20 protein-coding genes are annotated in these 19,768 nt (G+C 48.1%); all 20 read left to right on the forward strand.

Features of this window, described 5'->3' with window-relative positions:
- Positions 1-136 precede the first annotated feature (136 nt).
- The 20 genes from hrcA to pgsA all read left to right on the forward strand — a co-directional run bounded on the left by hrcA (position 137) and on the right by pgsA (position 19,764).
- Complete coding sequence (gene hrcA, locus B3N34_RS01535) at positions 137-1,144, forward strand: heat-inducible transcriptional repressor HrcA (protein ID WP_286974270.1); 1,008 nt, start codon at positions 137-139, stop codon at positions 1,142-1,144.
- 25 nt (positions 1,145-1,169) lie between these two features.
- Positions 1,170-1,811, forward strand: a complete 642-nt coding sequence (locus B3N34_RS01540; RefSeq protein WP_286974273.1) for a nucleotide exchange factor GrpE — start codon at positions 1,170-1,172, stop codon at positions 1,809-1,811.
- A complete protein-coding gene (gene dnaK / locus B3N34_RS01545) occupies positions 1,804-3,639 on the forward strand; it encodes a molecular chaperone DnaK (RefSeq protein WP_286974276.1) in 1,836 nt (611 codons plus the stop codon). The genes B3N34_RS01540 and dnaK overlap by 8 nt, the downstream gene beginning before the upstream one ends.
- A 13-nt stretch (positions 3,640-3,652) precedes the next feature.
- Positions 3,653-4,786 (forward strand): molecular chaperone DnaJ, encoded by a 1,134-nt coding sequence (gene dnaJ, locus B3N34_RS01550; RefSeq protein ID WP_286974278.1) that lies wholly within the window; start codon positions 3,653-3,655, stop codon positions 4,784-4,786.
- A gap of 106 nt (positions 4,787-4,892) precedes the next feature.
- Complete coding sequence (locus B3N34_RS01555; protein ID WP_286974281.1) at positions 4,893-5,759, forward strand: 50S ribosomal protein L11 methyltransferase; 867 nt, start codon at positions 4,893-4,895, stop codon at positions 5,757-5,759.
- A complete protein-coding gene (locus tag B3N34_RS01560; protein WP_286974284.1) occupies positions 5,731-6,459 on the forward strand; it encodes an RsmE family RNA methyltransferase in 729 nt (242 codons plus the stop codon). The genes B3N34_RS01555 and B3N34_RS01560 overlap by 29 nt, the downstream gene beginning before the upstream one ends.
- Positions 6,452-7,843, forward strand: a complete 1,392-nt coding sequence (gene mtaB, locus B3N34_RS01565; RefSeq protein WP_286974287.1) for a tRNA (N(6)-L-threonylcarbamoyladenosine(37)-C(2))-methylthiotransferase MtaB — start codon at positions 6,452-6,454, stop codon at positions 7,841-7,843. Before B3N34_RS01560 ends, mtaB begins: the two co-directional genes overlap by 8 nt.
- Positions 7,836-8,888, forward strand: a complete 1,053-nt coding sequence (locus tag B3N34_RS01570; RefSeq protein ID WP_286974289.1) for a bis-aminopropyl spermidine synthase family protein — start codon at positions 7,836-7,838, stop codon at positions 8,886-8,888. Before mtaB ends, B3N34_RS01570 begins: the two co-directional genes overlap by 8 nt.
- A 193-nt stretch (positions 8,889-9,081) precedes the next feature.
- Complete coding sequence (locus B3N34_RS01575) at positions 9,082-9,423, forward strand: histidine triad nucleotide-binding protein (RefSeq protein ID WP_286974292.1); 342 nt, start codon at positions 9,082-9,084, stop codon at positions 9,421-9,423.
- Positions 9,424-9,454: 31 nt separating this feature from the next.
- Positions 9,455-9,628 carry a 30S ribosomal protein S21 gene (gene rpsU / locus B3N34_RS01580; RefSeq protein WP_091461990.1) on the forward strand — a complete coding sequence of 58 codons (174 nt, stop codon included), beginning with the start codon at positions 9,455-9,457 and terminating at the stop codon, positions 9,626-9,628.
- Between the two features lie 248 nt (positions 9,629-9,876).
- Positions 9,877-10,356 (forward strand): transcriptional regulator NrdR, encoded by a 480-nt coding sequence (gene nrdR, locus B3N34_RS01585; protein WP_286974296.1) that lies wholly within the window; start codon positions 9,877-9,879, stop codon positions 10,354-10,356.
- Positions 10,353-12,476 (forward strand): anaerobic ribonucleoside-triphosphate reductase, encoded by a 2,124-nt coding sequence (gene nrdD, locus B3N34_RS01590; RefSeq protein ID WP_286974299.1) that lies wholly within the window; start codon positions 10,353-10,355, stop codon positions 12,474-12,476. The genes nrdR and nrdD overlap by 4 nt, the downstream gene beginning before the upstream one ends.
- Positions 12,464-13,141: an anaerobic ribonucleoside-triphosphate reductase activating protein gene (locus B3N34_RS01595; RefSeq protein ID WP_286974301.1), complete on the forward strand. Its 678-nt coding sequence runs from the start codon at positions 12,464-12,466 to the stop codon at positions 13,139-13,141. Before nrdD ends, B3N34_RS01595 begins: the two co-directional genes overlap by 13 nt.
- Positions 13,142-13,173: 32 nt before the next feature.
- The gene (locus tag B3N34_RS01600; RefSeq protein ID WP_286974304.1) at positions 13,174-14,364 is read left to right on the forward strand and encodes a glycine C-acetyltransferase; all 1,191 of its coding nucleotides are present in this window, start codon (positions 13,174-13,176) and stop codon (positions 14,362-14,364) included.
- Positions 14,365-14,550: 186 nt separating this feature from the next.
- On the forward strand, positions 14,551-15,693 hold the full coding sequence (locus tag B3N34_RS01605; RefSeq protein WP_286974307.1) for an ABC transporter substrate-binding protein: 1,143 nt from the start codon (positions 14,551-14,553) through the stop codon (positions 15,691-15,693).
- Positions 15,694-15,790: 97 nt separating this feature from the next.
- On the forward strand, positions 15,791-16,684 hold the full coding sequence (locus tag B3N34_RS01610) for a branched-chain amino acid ABC transporter permease (protein ID WP_213697421.1): 894 nt from the start codon (positions 15,791-15,793) through the stop codon (positions 16,682-16,684).
- Positions 16,681-17,727 carry a branched-chain amino acid ABC transporter permease gene (locus B3N34_RS01615; protein WP_286974313.1) on the forward strand — a complete coding sequence of 349 codons (1,047 nt, stop codon included), beginning with the start codon at positions 16,681-16,683 and terminating at the stop codon, positions 17,725-17,727. Before B3N34_RS01610 ends, B3N34_RS01615 begins: the two co-directional genes overlap by 4 nt.
- On the forward strand, positions 17,720-18,508 hold the full coding sequence (locus tag B3N34_RS01620) for an ABC transporter ATP-binding protein (protein WP_286974315.1): 789 nt from the start codon (positions 17,720-17,722) through the stop codon (positions 18,506-18,508). Before B3N34_RS01615 ends, B3N34_RS01620 begins: the two co-directional genes overlap by 8 nt.
- Positions 18,495-19,199 carry an ABC transporter ATP-binding protein gene (locus B3N34_RS01625; RefSeq protein ID WP_091462006.1) on the forward strand — a complete coding sequence of 235 codons (705 nt, stop codon included), beginning with the start codon at positions 18,495-18,497 and terminating at the stop codon, positions 19,197-19,199. The genes B3N34_RS01620 and B3N34_RS01625 overlap by 14 nt, the downstream gene beginning before the upstream one ends.
- Positions 19,200-19,242: 43 nt before the next feature.
- Positions 19,243-19,764 (forward strand): CDP-diacylglycerol--glycerol-3-phosphate 3-phosphatidyltransferase, encoded by a 522-nt coding sequence (gene pgsA / locus B3N34_RS01630; RefSeq protein WP_286974368.1) that lies wholly within the window; start codon positions 19,243-19,245, stop codon positions 19,762-19,764.
- The last annotated feature ends 4 nt before the right edge of the window (positions 19,765-19,768 follow it).

Below are 19,768 nucleotides of genomic sequence, written 5' to 3' on the forward strand. Positions count from 1 at the left end.
CTACAAAAACTTGACGCGGTCCTTTATTTGACCTGTCTTGACAATTCGCATATAAAGTTGCTAATCTATCTTGCGGACAATTAGCACTTAAAGGGTGTAAGTGCTAATTCGGTTCCCGGCTCCGGGGGGTGATAAGATGTTGACGGAGCGACAGTTGGAAATATTGTATTCTATAGTTCACGAATATATACGGACAGGAGAGCCCGTAGGCTCGAGGACTATATCTAAAAAATACCTTACCAATAGAAGCGCTGCGACGATCCGTAACGAAATGGCAGATTTGGAGGAAGCGGGATTTTTACACCAGCCCTATACATCGGCGGGACGTGTGCCGACGTCTAAGGCCTATAGGGTATATGTGGACATGATACTTCAGAGAGGCTCGCTCCAGGTTCCCGCAACTGCCCGAGAGAAACTCAGGTCTTTAAAGGAAGAAAAAAGAAGCATAGAGAACATGCTATCCTATCTGACTCAATTGTTGGGCAGCATTACTCATTATATATCGCTTGCAGGCATAACCGTGCTGAACGATGCAACTTTAAGCAGATTGGATCTGGTCAAAGTGGACAGTTATCACGTGCTCCTCGTTATAATACTCGAAGGCGGGCTCGTTCATCACGACATAATTAGGACGGAGCGCGATGTCTCGCAGGAAGAACTAAATGACTTGACTTCCTATCTCAACGGGGTTATAGCTGGGCGTACCTGGCTTGAAGCGCGGGATCTCATTAGAGAGAGGGTTTTCAGGGAGCTGGTTCATTATGCTGAGATATGTATGCAGACCCTGGATGAGGTTGATTATGTGTTAAAAAAGTCCCGTTACAGGTTTTTTACGGGAGGAACCAGCAACATACTGTTGCTGCCCGACTTCAGGGATACGGAGAAGCTGCGCTCCCTGCTAGTCCTCCTTGAAAATGAGGAGGAATTTGCAAAGATCGTCGATGCCTGCGCTACCGATGAACCTATTTCCGTTATAATCGGGGACGAAAATCCCGTCAATGCTATGAAAGATTGTTCTCTGGTCCTGGCCAGCGCCGAAAGCGGGGTTAAAAGGACGATTATAGGAGTTATAGGGCCGGTGAGGATGGACTACGAGAGGACGATTGGAGTGCTGGGACTTCTCTGCGAACAGCTTTTAAACTAAGATTGCAAGAAGGAGGAATTGCGAGTTGTGCCGTGAAAATTCGAAGGCAAAGCCCTGCGAAGAGGTTTCGCAGGAAAAGCTTTGCTGTAAAGATCAACACGATGAAATGGATGATATCATCGATATGGCCGATGAGGGCGACTTTAATGTAGAAGAGCTTATGAAGGAAAAGGCTGCCCTGGAAGGTGAGCTGGCCGATTTAAAGAGACAATACGATGCCTTGTACAGCGAAGCGGCTAGAATAAAAGCCGACTTTCACAATTACAAAAAAAGGACGGAGTCCAATGTCGAAAGGCTAAGGAATTCCGCTCTAACCGAGATTATGCTCGAGCTATTGCCCGTAGTCGATAATTTCGAACGGGCATTAAACTCTGAGGAGGACAAGGACACGCCCCTTTATAAAGGCGTTTCCATGATCTATCGACAGCTTTTGAGCATTATTGAAAAATTTGATATGGCTCCAATTAAGAGCATCGGGGAAGCCTTTGATCCATCTTTGCACGAAGCCGTCGCTGTAGAGGAGATATCCGATACAGAACTGGACGGAAAGATCATCAAAGAGGTCCAGCGAGGATATATCTTAAAGGGAGAAGTCATCAGACCGGCAAAGGTTATAGTTGGCAAATTGACCGATGAAACAGAAGAAGAGGTGGGTAAAGATGAGTAAAGTCGTAGGAATTGACCTGGGAACGACTAACAGCGTAGTTGCGGTTAAAGAAGGAGATAATATAACAGTTATTCCAAGTGCCGAGGGAAGCAGGCTAACGCCTTCGGTGGTAGCTTTTACCAAGGACGGAGAGCGCCTTGTTGGTCAGTTGGCCAAAAGACAGGCGGTTATAAATCCGGAACGTACTGTTATATCGATAAAAAGGAAAATGGGTAGCGATTATAAAGTCAAAATTGACGACAAAGAATACACTCCACAAGAGATCTCGGCCATGATCCTGCAGAAGCTGAAAAAGGACGCCGAGGATTATTTGGGCGAGGAGGTAACAAAGGCAGTCATAACGGTTCCGGCCTATTTTACCGATGCCCAAAGACAGGCAACTAAGGACGCAGGCAAGATCGCCGGTCTGGAGGTTCTTCGAATAATTAACGAACCCACGGCAGCCTGTTTGGCCTACGGTATGGATAAGGGCGGAGAGTTCAAGGTGCTCGTCTTCGACCTGGGGGGAGGTACCTTTGACGTCTCCATACTGGACGTAGGAGAGGGAGTTTATGAGGTCATGGCCACCAGCGGGGATAACCATTTGGGTGGCGACGACTGGGATCAGCGACTGGTGGAATGGATGATCGCCGAGTTTAAGCGTAAAGAGGGTGTTGACTTAAGCAAGGACAAGATGGCCCTTCAGAGGCTCCGTGAGGCGGCGGAAAAGGCAAAGATAGAGTTGTCTTCCATGTCAGAGACGACAATATCACTTCCCTACATCACTGCCGATCAGAATGGACCCAAACACCTGGAACTTGAAATAACCAGGGCTAAGTTCGAGGAAATGACGGGAGACCTGCTAGAAAGGGTTGTTGGTCCTGTACAAAAGGCCCTATCCGACGCCGGCCTTACTCCGGATCAGGTGGACAAAATATTGTTGGTCGGAGGTTCCACGCGCATGCCCATGGTGCAACGCAAGATAAAGGAACTTCTGGGCAAGGAGCCGACGAAGGGGATAAATCCTGACGAATGCGTGGCCGTGGGCGCGGCAATTCAAGGTGCCATATTGGCGGGCGAACATAAAGACATCGTTTTAGTGGATGTCACTCCTCTGTCCTTGGGTGTCGAAACCTTGGGAGGCGTCTTTACGAAGATCATCGAAAGAAATACGGCTATTCCCGTGTCGAAGAGCCAAATATTTACTACTGCCGTAGATAACCAGACGCAGGTAGAGATACACGTTTTGCAGGGAGAAAGGCCGATGGCAGCGGATAACGTTTCTCTGGGCAGGTTCTTCCTTGACGGCATACCTCCTGCACCTCGCGGAGTGCCTCAGATAGAGGTAACATTTAACATAGACGTCAACGGCATCCTAAATGTTACGGCCAAAGATCTCGCCACAGGAAAGGCGCAGCACATTACCATTCAGTCATCCAGGCTGTCGGAGGACGAGATAGAGCGCATGCGAAGGGAAGCGGAGGCCAACGAAGAGGCCGACAGAAGAAAAAGAGAACTTGCCGATGCGAGAAACGAAGCCGATAGTGCAGTCTATAACGCTGAAAAACTGCTCAAAGAGCTGGGAGATAAAGTAACTCAAGAAGAAAAGGACAAGGTGGGGTCCAAGATAGAAGCCGTCAGACAGGCCTTAAGCAAGGATGACGTATTGGCGATCAAGTCCGCCTGCGAGGAGCTGACGAAAGATCTCAACGAGTTGGCTGTCAGGCTCTATTCCCAGGCTTCGCAGGGAAAAGCAGGAGTTGGAACAGCCGATGAAGGCCCACAGCAGAGCGGTTCCGGTGATGGTTCGACTGTAGATGCTCAATATAAAGACAATGGACAGGCCTAAGAGGTGACCAAAATTGGCAGGTCCCTCTAAGGGGAAGGATTATTATGAAATATTAGGCATAGGACGGGATGCCTCACAAGAGGAGATAAAGAGGGCGTACAGAAAGCTCGTGCGTCAATACCATCCTGACGCCAATCCCGGGAATAAAGAGGCGGAGGAAAAGTTCAAGCTCATTAACGAAGCTTATGAGGTCTTGAGCGATCCCCAAAAAAAGGCCCAATATGATCAATTTGGCTTTGTGGGTGATGTGCCGCCTCAGGGCGGCGAGGGCCCCTGGGATTTTGGCGGATTTGGAGACCTTTTCGGAGACCTCTTTGGTGATTTTTTTGGAGGATTCGGGTCAAGGAGAGACGCCAGATCACCGCAAAGGGGCATGGATCTGGAGATGCCTCTGACCGTTACGCTGAGGGAGGCAGCTTTTGGTGCGTCTAAAGTGGTGTATATCCCCAGATGGGAGAACTGCAGGACCTGCGGCGGCAGTGGAGCGGCTCCCGGAACTTCTCCAGAACGTTGTCCCCATTGCGGTGGAAAGGGGCAGGTGGAGTCCAGGTCTAGAAGTCCCTTTGGGGAATTTGTAACCGTAAGGACCTGTCCCCATTGCGGTGGTTCGGGGTTTGTCATCAAAAACCCTTGCAAGGAATGTGGTGGCCGGGGCAAGACAAGGGTGAGGCATAAAGTGGAAGTTAACATCCCCCCCGGCATAGATACCGGCATGCGCCTCAGGATAAGGGGAGAAGGCGAGGAAGGCAGAAACGGCGGACCGCCTGGAGACCTCTATTTGGTGATAGAAGTGGAGGAGGATCCCCTCTTCAAGAGGCAGGGAGACGATCTCCATGTGAGGGTGGAGGTCCCCTTTCCCATAGCGGCCTTAGGAGGTAAGATATCCGTTCCAACTCTTGAGGGAGAAGAGGAGGTGGAGATAAATCCAGGCACACAGCCGGGCTCCATTAAAAGACTGAAGGGTCTGGGTATGCCTCGACAGAGGGGCAGCGGGAGAGGTGATCTGATAGCTCACATAAACATTGCCGTTCCCCGCAATCTCACCGACAAACAAAGGGCATTAATTGAGGCCTTGGCCATGGAGATGGACGTGCCAATAAAGGCTTCAGGGCTGTTCGATAAGATTAAGGGCCTTTTTGCCCAGTAACTTCTTCAAAGTGGACGATATATTCCGTTAAAATCGACTCAAGGGGAGCGAATGCTCCCCTTGAGTTTTCGGAAAGTGCACATTTATGACTACGGAGATGATACTTATGGGTAATAAATCCTTCTGGTGGTATATTATTTTACGATCGAAATCTGATTGCGAGGAACTCTTTTACTACATCGCCCAAATGTCTGATAGCATGGGGTCTGAAGTTTACGAAAAACAGAATTGCATCGAGGCTAAGATATATTATCGATCCGATATAAACATTGAAGATTGTGTTAGAAAAGTATCGTCGTTGCTGGAAGGATTTGAAGGGGTAGATGTCATTGAAGTGGGCGAAGCAAGATGGCACCCCTGGCTTAAGAAGCACTTGGAGGCCTTCCCTCCACTTCCCATCGGGAAGGGTTTGGTCGTATTGGCGCCGTGGCACAAAGAAGATGCCCCAAAGGACAGAGTTCACATTTATATAGAACCTGGGACTGCCTTTGGAACGGGTTATCACGCAAGCACCCAAATTGCTCTTGAGCTCCTTGAGAGAAACTTGAAGTTGGGATGGAAAGTTTTGGATGTGGGAACAGGTTCAGGCATACTTGCCTTAGCTGCCCTCAAACTTGGGGCCTCTGAGGTCGTAGCAAGGGATGTTGATCCGGCCGTTAGAGAGGAAGTCGAAAAGAACATGATTTTAAATGACATAACCTCTGGGCTTCAGTTTGAAATTGGGGATGGAGTCAAGGGATTGAAGGAGAAAGTTGATCTTATAACGGCAAATATACTATACGAGCCCTTGGTTTCTATGTTAACTTCGTTTAGTAGGTTGATCTGCGACCATGGCCTTATAATACTATCGGGTCTGCTGTTTAAGGAACGGGACTCTTTCATCGATGAAATGGCCAAGGCAGGACTTACGATGGTTGAGGAACTTTCAAAGGAGGAATGGTGGGGTGTCGTTGCCTCGCGCCAGGTTAGATAGGGCAGAAAAGATTTCCGACAATATGTGGTCCTTGGATTTGAAGGAATCCCATCATCTCGTTCACGTAAGGAGATGTCGAATTGGAGAGGAGTTCGAAGGGCTGCTGGAGGGAAGGAAACTTCTTCTTAAAATAGAAGGCTACGAGCAGGGGAGAGTAATCGCCAAGGAAACGGGCAAACTTCAGATATACGAGAGGTCAAGACAAATCTCTCTGTTGATAGCCCTTGTTAAAAACAATGCCTTCGAAGACATATTGAACCATGCCACAGAGTTAGGCGTTGCGGAAATTATTCCTATTCTTGCGGAACGATCCGTGGTGCAGCTTAAAGGACAATTAACGAAAAAGATGGAGAGGTGGCGCAGGATAATCGCTGAGGCCACCAAAATAAGCGGTATAGGTAATCCGCCACTTTTACACACTCCCTTGAAGGTTCTGGATTTAAGGGATGAGAGCTTGCCCTCGTTGCGCCTGTTGGGCGCTTTGACCGACGATGCGAAACCGCTGGGAAGCGTCAATATCAAACAACAGGAAGATGTCGTCTTTGCCGTTGGCCCCGAAGGAGACTGGACGGAAGGGGAAATGGCGTATTTTGCGAGGTTGAAATTTCTTCCCGTCTCCCTTGGTCCCAACATATTGCGTGCCAATACCGCTGCCATAGCCGGTTTGTCTTATATTATTTTATGCACAGAGGGTGTTTAGTTTGACTTCGTTAAAGGGCATCAGGGTAAAGATCAAGACATTAGGATGCAGAACGAATATCTACGAGGCAGAGGCTATCGCCGACTCCTTTCGCAGAGAGGGAGCTGTGATATCCGAAGACCTGTTCGATGTAGGCATTTTGGTAAGTTGTGCCGTGACGAAAACTGCCGAGAAAAAATGCAGACAATTTCTTCGCCAGCTGAAGAGAGAATCGCCCGACGCCCTGATCGTTTTGTGCGGTTGCTACGTGCAAGCTCTTACCGAGGAAGAGCTGTCGTCGTTGGGAGCTGATCTTTATGTGGGAAACAGGCTAAAGTCGCATCTTCCTTGGATCGTAGCCAAGATGTTTAACGATCCCACCGAGAGGCCTCTTTTTTTAAAAAGGGACGTGTTGAGCAACGACAAGTGGGATGCTTTGGAGTTATCGCGGGTTACCTTTCACACCAGGTCTTTTGTAAAGGTGCAAGACGGCTGCAATCGTTTCTGTTCTTATTGCATAGTTCCCTTTTTGAGAGGTCGTCCGACGAGCCGTAGCGTGGAGGAAGTGGCGAAAGAGGTAAATAGGTTGGTCGACCAGGGCTGTAAAGAGGTAGTGCTTACGGGGATACACCTGGGATTGTATGGATATGGATGCGATTTCGACCTTGGAGACCTGATTAATGCCTTATCGAGGATCCAAGGCTTGAGAAGGCTTCGTTTTGGTTCGATAGAGCCCTATGCTTTAAGCGACAGGCTGATCGGCGTTTTGGCTGAAAGTGATATCTTTTGCCGCCACCTTCATGTACCACTTCAAAGCGGGGACGATAGAATCTTGAGCTTGATGCAGAGGGGCTACAGGGTCGAGGATTTTATTAACATAATTCGAAAGATAAGGCGCAAACTGGGGGACGATGTTCATATAAGCACCGATATAATAGTAGGGTTCCCCGGAGAAGACGAAGATGCCTTCCAAAATACCCTAAACCTGGTTGACGCACTGGGCATGGGAAGAGTCCATGTCTTTCCCTTTTCTCCCCGCCCCGGAACGAAGGCTTACGATATGCCCGGACGACTGGAGGGACGAACGATCAAATCGAGGGTCGTAAGGGCAACCAAAATGGGAAGGCTGTCTTTGCAGCGCTATGCTCAAAGGTGGTTAAACCGAAAGGTAGACATATTGGTCGAACATAACGACGGCGAAAGAGTTAGGGGTCTTTCCAGGCATTTTTTGGAAGTAGAATCGTCGCTGGATCAGACACCGTCGCCCTCTGTCAAGGCCTTTCAAAATGGGGAAGTCGGTTTTGAGTGCGAAGTTTGTGTATTAGAGGCAAAGCATGGTATCTTATACGGTGTCTCATCCGTCGAGAGAGATCTGTCATCTGAAAGGGGAGTTTATCGTGAATAAAGACGATTTAGCGAGCATCGTAACTAAAAATACGAATATTCCATGGAACGCTCGTAATGTGGAAAGAGTTCTGTCGACTCTATTGGTGTCGAACAACTTTTGGGATATCGTTTCCTTCAGTTTTGAACCGCTGCCGGCTGTGGCGGCTGTCTTGAGGACTTTGGCCGAGGAGGGTATCGTCTCCTTTTCCGAGCTTGGGGTTGAGCTGACCGATAGGGGGCAAAGATTTATAGAAAAGGAAAAGATATCCCCCCTTCATTCTCACGCCTGTCCCCGTTGCGAAGGAAGAACAGTGGTTATGGACGAATTTAAAGAGGCCTTTGACAAGTTCGCGAAGATTCAGCTCGACAGGCCTGAAGCGATCAGAAAGTTCGATCAGGGATACGTGACGCCTGATACTACCTTCGCCCGCATAGCCCTTGCCGACAGCAGGGGCGACTTGAGGGGCAAGAGGGCTTTGGTATTGGGCGATGACGATCTCGTTGGCATAGCCCTGGGGCTTACAGGGGTGGTTGAAGATGTCGTGGTCTTGGAACTAGACGAGCGTATAATAGACTTCGAGCAAGGAGTGGCATCTCAATACAGTTTGCCTCTAAAGGCGTTAAAACATGACTTGAGGAAGCCTCTGCCCGAAGAGTTGTTGGGAAGTTTCGACGTTTTTTTCTGCGATCCCCCAGAGACGGTAGAGGCATTGGATGCTTTTGTGGGTCGGGGCGTAGTGGGGCTTAAGGGCCTTGGCGGTGCAGGCTATTTCGGTATCACTCATGCCGAAAGCTCTTTTTACAAATGGCGCTTGCTCGAGATGGCTTTGCTGCAGAGAGGCTTGGTGATCAGCGATATAATCACTGATTTTAACGTATACATGAACTGGGAATACGTCGACGAGATGTTGGCCTGGGATTTGGCGCCGGTCAAGCAGCCTCCCCATCGTAATTGGTATAAGTCATCGATGATCAGAGTGGAGGTTGTGGAGAAGGTCGAAGTGCCCAACGAAGACCTTACTGATCGCGATATCTACAACGATCCGGAAAGTTCCACTACCTAGCAAGTTTTTCTCTGTTCGATGGAGGTGTCCCTTTGGAGGGTGTTATCTTAGGAATCGACCTTGGGACGAGGTATTCTATCATGGCCGTCGTTGACAAAACAGGCCGTCCCTAAGCGTTCGAGCCTGGGCAAATTGGGTTGTAGATAAGGGAAATGTAAGGTAAAATATATCGAAAGATGCGGAGGAATGACGGGTGGCAGGTGAATGCGTTTTTTGTAAGATAGCGAGGGGCGAGATGAAAAGCGATGTGGTTTACGAGACGGCCGATGTCATGGCGATCAGGGACATAGCGCCGCAAGCGCCCCATCATTATTTGATAATTCCTAAAATGCACATACCGACCTCTCAAGATGTCAGCGACCCTACCCTGTGGGCCAACTTAATGGATGCCATCACTTCGGTTGCATCCATGATGGGTTTGAGTGAATTGGGGTACAGGGTTGTAATAAATTGTGGGAGCCAAGCGTATCAGAGCATATTTCATCTTCACCTCCATCTTCTATCAGGACGTAAATTCGGATGGCCCCCCGGGTAGTTTTGTTTTGGTGGCGAAAGGGGGGATAAAGATGACTACGGTTTACAGACGAGAAAACGAGTCCATAGATGATACTTTACGTCGCTTTAAAAAAGAAGTAAAAAAGGTTGGAGTTCTTCGAGATGCCAGGAAGCATGAGCATTACGAAAAGCCCAGCGAAATCAGGAAGAAAAAGAAGTCAAGCCCCAAAAGACGCAGGCCATAAGTTCTGATTAAGTTAAGCATTGAATAAAATCAAAAAAATCAAAAGAGGAAGGCCTAATTGCCTTCCTCTTTTGATTTTATCTCATAGGAAGCAGTGATTGCTCCCCACTTTGTTCTTTAAAAGATGATGCAAATAGACCAAGCCTTAGGGGCAATTTTGATCTTCCAGACCTCGTAGTTTTTTAAAAAAACCATTACACTATATATAGAGATATTCAATAATATAAACCATATAGGTAGGGTGTCTCGATGCGTTGTCCTAAATGCAACTATGAAGACAGCAGGGTCATAGAGACTAGATCGGTAGAAAATGGCGGGGTTATACGGAGAAGAAGGGAGTGCCCTGGTTGCGGGAATCGCTTTACCACTTACGAAAGGGTCGAGAAGAATAAAGTGCTTCTGGTGGTGAAGAAGGACGGTCGAAGGGAGGTTTTCGACAAACAAAAGGTTTTAAGGGGCATGGTGCGCGCCTGCGAGAAACTTCCCGTTTCGCTCGAAACGCTGGAAAACGCCGCTTCGTCAATAGAAGAAGAGCTTTTCGGCATGGGCGTCGGTGAGGTGCCGAGCTCCTTGATTGGCGATATGGTTGCCAATTCTCTAAAAGAAATCGATCATGTTGCTTACGTCAGGTTTGCCTCCGTGTACCGCGAGTTTACCGATCTGCAAAATTTTATCGAGGAGATATCTAAGCTTTTGGGAAAAGAAGGAGGAGGGAAAGATAGACGATGACTTTAATCGTTAGGTCAGATCATAGCAGGAACATAGGATACGGAAAGCAGCAATTTCTCTTCGATCAGGGGGAGTCTACCGATTTAGCTTTGATGGTAGAGACTCATTCCAAGGACGAGAGATGCCTCTGGGATGCTGCCAGGATAAGGGACGCACTTATCAGGGAGGCGGGTGTAGATCCGGACACAGCTACTGCCATAGCGGCGGAGATAGAAGAAGAGGTCTTGCGTTGCGGCAAGGATAAGCTTAATACCTCGATCATAAGGGAGATGGCAAATGTAAAGCTCTTCCAAAGGGGATTGGACGTTTCCTTGGTTGATCATTCGAGGGTTGGGATACCCATTTACGATCTGGAGGCCATGATGTTTTCTCCAAACAAAGAAAACAGCAACACCGCCTATAACCCCGAGTCCATAAACCTGACCATTGCCGAAAGGATAATAAAGGATTACGCCCTTAGCAAGCTCTTTTCTTCGGACGTGGCGTCAGCTCATTTGGCCGGAGATATTCATCTTCATGATCTTGGGATGGTGATAAGGCCTTACTGTAGCGGGCAAAGTCCTGCCTACGTTGCCAAGTTCGGATTGAACCTTCCCTCTATAACGAGCGTTTCTTCGCCGGCAAAACACCCCGACGTTTTTCTGGCACATATTTTGAAAATGACGTCGGTACTGCAAAACAACTTCGCCGGTGCCATTGGCTGGGATGCCATGAATATGTTTTTCGCTCCCTACCTTGAGGGGTTGAGCGACGAGGATATACGACAGCTCGCTCAGATGTTGATATTCGAGTTTAATCAGCTGGCAGGCGGGAGGGGCGGACAGGTTGCCTTTACCGACATCAATCTGTACTACGAAACGCCTAAGCACTTCCGCGATGTGCCTGCCATTGGGCCTGGGGGAGAGTATACTGGAAAGACCTATGGCGACTACGCCTCCCTTTCCAAGCGCTTTTTGAAGGCTTTATTTGAAGTTTATCTGGAAGGGGACAGTCGGGGGCAGCCTTTCTTTTTCCCAAAACCCCTTCTCCACATCACGGACGCATTTTTCGAGGAAGAGGGATGGGAGGAGATGTTAGAGCTAGCCTCTCTTGTAGCCGCAGAGAAGGGAAATACCTATTTCGTGTTTGATCGGGGAGGGGTTACGAAGCTTAGCGAATGTTGTCGTTTATCCTTTGAACTTACCGAGGAGGATTTGCTGGAAGCCAAGACCCCCTGGAGGATGCGATATTCGGCATTGCAGAACGTTACCATAAACCTGCCCCGCATCGCCTACCGGTCTCAAGGAGACACGAGGACCTTCTTTGGTTTATTAGAGGAGTTTATGGAGCTTGCCCTAAAGGCACACGTCCAAAAGAGAAACTTCATCAAGAATTTGCTCGATTTAAAGGATAAAGGTCCTTTGTCGCTTTTGAGCGTGGCCTACGATGGCGAGAGCTATTTGAGGATGGAAAAGGCAAGCCACTTGATCGGATTGCTTGGGCTTAACGAGACGGTACAGGTCTTGGCGGGTAAACAGCTTCACGAAGGCAAGACGGCAGAAGAATTGGGCCTTGCCATAGTTAAATTTATGGAGCTTAAATGTCAGGAGTTGACCGAAAGGGCAGGTTTTAAGGTGGTGCTTGAGCAGACTCCGGCCGAAAGCACGGCCCACAGATTTGCCAGACTCGATCTAAAAGAATTCCCAGCGGCCAGGGAAGTGGTAAAGGGTAACCTGGAAACCAACGAGGTCTTTTACACCAACAGTACGCACATTCCTTATGATGCTCCCGTTGATCCCATAGACAGGGTCGTGAAGGAAGGTCGTTTCCATCCCCTGATCAAGGCCGGCGCTATAACACATGTGTGGATGGGAGAGCATAAACCCGACGAACGAGCGTTGGCGTCCTTTGTGCGCAAAATTTATGAGCATTCTGAAAATGCCCAGGTGACCTTTAGTCCCGAGTTCACCATATGTAACGACTGCGGCAAAGTGGGGCGAGGCTTGCAATCATCTTGTGTCAGATGCCAGTCCTCTAATGTGGACGGCGTGACTAGGATAACGGGGTACTTTACTAAGATATCTTCCTGGAATGCCGGCAAAAGGGCCGAGCTGGCGGGGAGGAAGAGATGGGCAATATAGGTGAAATAGGGAACTATATCCCCTCATCTTTCATAGATTGGAATAGCCGCGTGTCGGCTGTCATTTTTCTGACGGGATGTAATTTCAGGTGTCCTTTTTGTCATAATGGCCTTCTGGTAAATGAGCAAGTGCCAGCTTTAAACGACATAAAAGTCATCGAGCACATAAAGTCTAGGAGAAGTTTTTTAGATGGAGTTGTGATTAGCGGCGGCGAACCGACTCTTGATATTAAAAGATTAAAGAAGATATTGTTTCAATTGAAAGAAGTAGGGTTGCCCGTAAAGCTAGATACTAATGGCAGTAACCCTCTTGCCTTGGAGATGCTGATATCGGAAGGGTTGATCGATGCAGTTGCCATGGACATTAAGGGGCCATGGGAAAAGTACGATATGCTGTGCGGTTGTATTGTTGACAAAGAATCTATAAAAAGATCGATCGATCTGCTCATTCCATCTGAAATCGAAGTGGAGTTTCGCACCACCTTCGTGCCCGCTCTCATGGACTACGAGGATCTTTTTAAGATAGAAAGCTTCTTACGCGGCAAGGCTCCGTGGATCATGCAATGCTTTAAACCGGAAAACGCCATGGACGAGGCTTTGAGAAATACCAAGGGGCCTTCGCGTGAAATTTTGCGCGAAAAGTTTCCCGGTGCTATCATTAGATAGAAAACAACAATCTCAAGGAGGGGTTCGAAAGCATGGCTTCCAATTCAAATAAGATGAGTTTTGTGACGGAGGAGCTAAAGCGCCTTAAAAACGAAGGGCTGTATGTGAATATCAGGGTAATAGAAAGCCCTCAGGGACCTTGGGTTCAGATTGAGGGAAGACGGGTTTTAAATTTGTGTTCCAACAACTATCTGGGACTTTGCAACGACCCCAGGTTATGTGCGAAGGCAAAGGAATACATAGATAAGTACGGAGTGGGTCCCGGAGCTGTTCGTACGATAGCAGGTACCATGTCGATACATGTAGAGCTGGAGAAAAAGCTAGCCGCCTTTAAAGGTGCAGAAGCAGCCCTTGTGGTCCAATCCGGTTTTTGTGCCAACCTTTCGGCCATTCCTCCTCTCGTGGGAAAGGGCGATTTGATCTTCAGCGATGAACTGAATCACGCCTCCATAATAGATGGTTGCAGGCTCAGCAGGGCCGAGATCATCCGATATTCTCACTGCGATATGAGGGATCTTGAGGCGAAGTTAAAGGAGTATGCCGATAGAGATTGCCGCAAGCTGGTCGTAACCGACGGTGTCTTCTCCATGGATGGTGACATAGCTCCGCTTCCTGAGATTGTCGAGGTTGCAGAAAAATACGGAGCCATGGTAATGGTCGATGATGCTCATGGCGAAGGGGTTTTGGGACGTGGAGGCAGAGGTATTGTCGATCATTTCGGCCTTGGTGACAGAGTTGACGTGGAAGTGGGCACCCTCTCCAAGGCCTTTGGGGTCGTGGGGGGATTTGTGGCGGGAAGCAAGGAGCTTGTAGAGTATCTGCGTCAAAAGGCTCGTCCAAACCTTTTCAGCAGTGCTCTTACCGTTCCCGATGTTGCTGCCAACATTGCGGCCGTTGACATCTTGGAGAAAAGCGACGATCTGGTAAAGAGGCTTTGGGAGAATGGCGACTACCTCAAGACGTCTTTAAAGGAAAAAGGTTTTGATGTGGGCAGATCCCAGACACCCATCACTCCTGTCATGATAGGTGATGCAAGTAAGGCAAAGGAGTTCAGCCTTAGACTCTTTGAGGAAGGCATCTTTATACAGTCTATTGCCTTTCCGACCGTTCCCGTCGGGACGGCGAGGCTCAGAGCCATGGTCTCTGCTGCTCATACAAGAGAAGACTTGGATTTTGCCGTAGATAAGTTCGCGAAAGTCGGAAAGGCGCTGGGCATAATTTAAATTCCTTCAAAACCGTTTTAAACTCGTAACAAAAGGGGCCTTCGCATGAAAGAGAAGGCCCCTTTTGATTTTTACCTCCTCGAATAGCAGAGATATTACTTTCCCTGGGTTGTATTTTTGTATATAATTATGATGTTTGCGAATGTTTTTTGAGTTTACATTTTAACAGTTGGAGGAGGGGTTTAGATGAAAGGCGTTGGGCGTATTTTAGTTGCAGGCTTGATTTTGCTTTTGTTGGGAACGGGTGCCTATGCCGCAGAAGATGTCATCAAAATCGGAGTATATGAGCCTTTGACGGGTCAAAATGCCTTTGGTGGTCAGCTCACTGTTGAGGGTATTCAGCTCGCCCACGAACAGGCCCCGGAGGTATTGGGCAAGAAGGTTGAGCTCGTCATCGTGGACAACAAGTCCGACAAGGTTGAAGCCGCTAATGCCGTTAAAAGGCTCATCGAGAGGGATAAGGTCGTGGCTATAATCGGTAGCTACGGTTCTTCTCTCAGCATGGCCGGAGGTGAGGTTTCCGAGCAATATGGTATACCATGTATCACCGATTCGGCTACGAATCCCTTGGTAACCCAGGGCAAGAAATATTATTTCCGCATGTGTTTTATCGATCCCTTTCAAGGGTCGGCTGCGGCCAAATACGCTTACGAGCAGCTGGGTGTCAGGAAGGCAGCCATACTAAAGGACGTTGCCCAGGACTATTGCGTTGGCCTTGCGGCCTTCTTTAGGAGGGCTTTCTTGGACCTTGGCGGCGAGGTGGTAGCCGATCTTAACTATCAATCGGGAGACCAGGACTTCACTGCCCAGCTTACAGAGATAATAAGCAAAGGGCCGGAGCTTCTTTACATACCTTCCTACTTTGCCGAGGGTGCCATAATAATGAAACAGGCAAGAGAACTTGGCGGAAACTTCCATATCATGGGCGGGGATGCCATGGACAACCCCGACATGATAAAGATTGGCGGAGAAGCCGTCGAGGGATTCATATATACGACTTTCCCCTATGCTCCGGAAATGCCCGACATGAATCCAATAGCCCAGGAATTTACCAAGGCCTTCAGGGAAAAGTTCAAAAAGGAACCAAATGCCAATGCGGCATTAGGGTATGATTGCTATATGCTGTTAATAGATTGCATACAAAGGGCCGGTAAGGCAGACCCAGATGCAATCAGAGATCAGCTCGAAATGACAAAGGATTGGGTGGGCGTTACGGGTTCAACGACGATCGACGAAAGTCACAATGCCATAAAGGCTGTCGGAATAAAGATGGTAAAGGATGGGCAGCAAGTTTACGTCGCGACAGTTCAGCCCGAAGGCAGCAAGTAAAAGGGGAAGCTCTTTTTAAGGTGTGGTGATAATTGAGCAAATTAGGGGGAGTATTGTCTCCCCCTAATTTTTAAGACCGTCAAAGAGGGGGAATGACATGTCTTATCAAATGTTTATCCAACACTTTTTGAACGCCGTTACCCTTGGAAGTCTTTATGCCTTGATAGCAATCGGTTATTCGATGGTTTATGGCATTTTGAGGCTGATAAACTTCGCCCATGGAGAGATATTCATGCTGGGGGCCTATTTCGTTTTTTGGGGGACTACCCTTCTGCACCTCCCCTGGTTGGTGGCTGTCCCTACTGCAATTGCGGTTACAGCCCTCTGCGGTGTTTTGGTAGACAGGTGCGCCTACAGACCCTTAAGGGATGCACCTAGAATTTCTGCTTTGATCAGTGCTATCGGAGTTTCCTTCTTCTTGCAAAACTTCGCAATAGTGGTCTTTTCTGCCATACCCAGACCCGTCTATCGGCCGGGATGGCTGGTAACGCCAATATTGATACAGGGAGTGCATTTTTTACCCCTCACCATGGTGGTTCCCTTTATATCCTTTGTTTTAATGTTGGTGGTGCTTTATATCGTGTACAAAACTAAGCCGGGGTTAGCGATGCGCGCCATATCCAAAGATATCGAAACGAGTCGTTTGATGGGCGTCTCAGTGGACCAGATAGTAGCCATCACCTTTATGATCGGTTCGGCTTTGGCGGCAGCATCGGGCATTATGTGGTCTTTGAGGTATCCTCAGGTGCATCCGATGATGGGCATGATCCCCGGCTTTAAGGCCTTTATAGCGGCTGTGGTTGGAGGCATCGGCTCCATACAGGGGGCTGTCATCGGAGGCATGTTGCTTGGATTTATAGAGATAATGATAGTTGCCTTTTTCCCCAACCTATCGGGTTTTAAAGATGCTTTTGCTTTCGTGTTGCTCATATTTCTCTTGCTCCTGAGGCCTACGGGCATCATGGGTGAACGACTGGAGGAAAAGGTATGATGTCTTCCAGGAGAAACTTAATTTTAAATATTTTGGCGGTCCTCTGTTTCGGCATGTTTTTGTGGTGGGCGGAAGGCCACCTCAGCGGCTATCAAATTCAAATCATAAACTTGATAGCCATAAATACCATCTTGGCGTTGGGCCTTAATTTGATCTATGGTTTTGGCGGTATGTTTTCCTTGGGACACGCGGGGTTCATGGCCATTGGCGCTTATACCTGTGCACTTTTAATATTGCCTCCCTTGCAGAAGGAAATGATTTTCATACTTCAGCCTCTGAGATGGCCCTTTTCGGTGCTTCACGCTCCCTTTTTGGTTGCCGTCGTGTTGGGTGGAGTGATGGCCGCAGTCTTTGGAATATTGGTGGGAATTCCCATTTTAAGGCTCGGCGGAGATTATCTTGGCATAGCGACTTTAGGTTTTGCCGAGATAGTAAGGGTTGTTGCCAACAACATTCCGAGCATTACCAACGGAGCTCTTGGATTGAAGGGAATTCCTCCCTATGCCAATATATGGTGGAATTACGGTTTCCTCTTAGTAGTATTATACTCTATGGTTAGGTTGGTCAACAGTAATTACGGCAATGTCTTAAAGGCCATAAGGGACGACGAGATGGCAGCGAAGGCCATGGGAATTGACGTATTCAGATACAAGATTCAGGCCTTTGCAATGGGTACTTTTCTTGCCGGCATAGGAGGGGCTTTGCAGGCCAGCTTCATCACGACCATTGATCCCAGGATGTACATGTTTACGATGACCTTTAACGTTCTAATGATGGTTGTGGCCGGCGGTCTCGGTTCAATAACGGGAACATGCATAGCAAGCGCAATAATAACCATATTGTTGGAGTGGTTGAGGATAGTAGAAAGCCCCATGGACTTTGGGCCCATACATATACCGGGAATTCCGGGCATGAGGATGGTCATCTTTTCCTTGGCGCTTATATTCATAATACTCTTCAGGCGAGAAGGCATAATGGGCATGAAAGAGTTAACTTGGGATGCGATATTTGGTCGTATGGGGAGGGCAGGAAAAGATGAATGATTATATTATGAGGCTGGAAGGCATGACTATGCGATTTGGCGGCTTAACGGCCGTTAAAGACATATCACTAAATGTGCCTAAAGGCTCCATCGTAGGCCTTATAGGACCTAATGGGGCTGGAAAGACTACAGTATTTAACGTAATAACGGGATTTTACAAGCCCACGTCGGGAAAGGTCTTTTTCAAGGACAAGAACATCTCGGGGAAACAACCCCATGAAGTGTGTTCTCTCGGCATTGCGAGAACTTTTCAAAACATTAGGTTATTTGGAAATGAGACGGTGCTGCAAAACGTGATGATAGCATGTAATGTTAGACTGCCTATAAGGTGGTGGGAACCTCCTTTGCTCTTGCCCTCGGTTTTTAAGAAGGAGCGCACCATCAAGGATAAGGCCATGGATTTATTGTGCAAGGTTGGGCTTGAGGATTTGGCCGACGAAGCGGCAACCTCTCTTCCTTACGGTCAGCAGAGACGATTGGAGATAGCTCGCGCTCTTGCTACGGATCCCGAGCTGCTCCTTCTTGACGAACCGGCTGCCGGCATGAATCCTAGAGAAACGCATGCATTGATGGAGTTCATCAAAAATATCAGAGATCTCTTCGGCTTGACCATCATGTTGATAGAACATGATATGCGCGTCGTTATGGGCATTTGTGAGCATATATGGGTTTTGGACTATGGCGTTCTTATAGCGGAAGGCCCTCCCTCTTTCATCCAATCCGACAAAAAGGTCATTGAAGCTTACCTTGGAGAGGAGTATGCTCGTTATGTTAACGGTTAAGGACCTTCACGTTTACTACGGAGGAATTCATGCCATAAAGGGCATTTCCATCGAGGTCCCGCAGGGAGTTATCATTACCTTGATTGGAGCTAACGGAGCTGGTAAAAGCAGCACTTTGAGATCTATAGCGGGATTGGTAAGGCAAAAGAACGGGATAATATCTTATAATGACGAGGATATCTCGAGATTATCTCCTGAAAAAATAGTGGAAAAGGGCATCGTTTTGGTTCCCGAGGGCAGAAAGATCTTTCCGAACCTGACTGTTATGGAAAATTTGATGCTGGGAGCTTACTTGAGAAAGGATGAAGAGGGAATAAAAAGGGATCTAGAGTGGGTATTTGAACTTTTCCCGAGGCTTAAAGAGAGGACTTGGCAAAAGGGAGGGACTCTATCAGGAGGGGAACAGCAGATGCTTGCCCTCGGCAGGGCGCTCATGGGCAATCCGCAACTTGTCATGATGGATGAACCCTCCTTGGGACTTGCGCCCATCTTGGTGAAGGAAGTGTTTGATATAATAAAAGAGATCAATGCTCAGGGCAAGACCATACTTCTCGTCGAGCAAAACGCCTTTGCCGCGTTAAATATAGCTCATTACGCTTACGTCTTGGAAGTAGGCCAAATAGTTCTCCAAGGTCCAGGCGAGGAGTTGATAAAAAATCCACAAGTGAGGGAGGCATATTTAGGTGTCTGAAGGGCCTGTTCGAGGTGGCAACTTAAAGGGAGGCGTTACCAAGATGGGCAGCATAAATCTTCCGAATGCGTTAAGTCTTTCGAGGGTCTTTTTGGTTCCCTTGATGCTGGTATTCTTGAGTCTGGGGATCAAGTACGGCGATATATTGGCCGGCGTGGTATTCATGGTGGCCGCCTTCACCGACATGGCCGATGGATATATCGCCAGAAAGCATGGCATGGTCACGAATTTGGGCAAGTTTATAGACCCTCTGGCGGATAAAATTTTGGTGATGGCAGCGTTAGTTGCCTTAGTGGAGCTTCAAAGGCTGCCGGCATGGATAGTGGTGGTCATCCTGTCCAGGGAGTTCATAGTTACGGGATTAAGGATGGTCGCCGCGGCTGACGGCGAAGTCATTGCTGCTTCTAAGGGCGGCAAAGCCAAGACTGTGAGTCAGATCATAGCAATATTTATGATCATGTTCGGTTTGCCAGGCGGCATGGTCATGATGTGGGTAGCGATGATACTGACGATCTGGTCAGGGATGGATTACTTAATTAAAGGCAGGGAATTTCTTTTTAAGTGATGCA

The organism is Acetomicrobium sp. UBA5826, assembly GCF_002433005.1.
Taxonomy (GTDB): Bacteria; Synergistota; Synergistia; order Synergistales; family Acetomicrobiaceae; genus Acetomicrobium.

Excerpts from the sequence above, each read along its gene's own strand:
- B3N34_RS01610 (WP_213697421.1), top strand. The coding sequence starts at position 15,791 with ATGTCTTATCAAATGTTTATCCAACACTTTTTGAACGCCGTTACCCTT.
- rpsU (WP_091461990.1), top strand. The coding sequence starts at position 9,455 with ATGACTACGGTTTACAGACGAGAAAACGAGTCCATAGATGATACTTTA.
- hrcA (WP_286974270.1), top strand. The coding sequence starts at position 137 with ATGTTGACGGAGCGACAGTTGGAAATATTGTATTCTATAGTTCACGAA.
- pgsA (WP_286974368.1), top strand. The coding sequence starts at position 19,243 with ATGGGCAGCATAAATCTTCCGAATGCGTTAAGTCTTTCGAGGGTCTTT.
- B3N34_RS01600 (WP_286974304.1), top strand. The coding sequence starts at position 13,174 with ATGGCTTCCAATTCAAATAAGATGAGTTTTGTGACGGAGGAGCTAAAG.
- nrdD (WP_286974299.1), top strand. The coding sequence starts at position 10,353 with ATGACTTTAATCGTTAGGTCAGATCATAGCAGGAACATAGGATACGGA.
- B3N34_RS01595 (WP_286974301.1), top strand. The coding sequence starts at position 12,464 with ATGGGCAATATAGGTGAAATAGGGAACTATATCCCCTCATCTTTCATA.
- nrdR (WP_286974296.1), top strand. The coding sequence starts at position 9,877 with ATGCGTTGTCCTAAATGCAACTATGAAGACAGCAGGGTCATAGAGACT.
- B3N34_RS01555 (WP_286974281.1), top strand. The coding sequence starts at position 4,893 with ATGGGTAATAAATCCTTCTGGTGGTATATTATTTTACGATCGAAATCT.
- B3N34_RS01620 (WP_286974315.1), top strand. The coding sequence starts at position 17,720 with ATGAATGATTATATTATGAGGCTGGAAGGCATGACTATGCGATTTGGC.
- B3N34_RS01625 (WP_091462006.1), top strand. The coding sequence starts at position 18,495 with ATGTTAACGGTTAAGGACCTTCACGTTTACTACGGAGGAATTCATGCC.
- dnaK (WP_286974276.1), top strand. The coding sequence starts at position 1,804 with ATGAGTAAAGTCGTAGGAATTGACCTGGGAACGACTAACAGCGTAGTT.
- B3N34_RS01615 (WP_286974313.1), top strand. The coding sequence starts at position 16,681 with ATGATGTCTTCCAGGAGAAACTTAATTTTAAATATTTTGGCGGTCCTC.
- B3N34_RS01605 (WP_286974307.1), top strand. The coding sequence starts at position 14,551 with ATGAAAGGCGTTGGGCGTATTTTAGTTGCAGGCTTGATTTTGCTTTTG.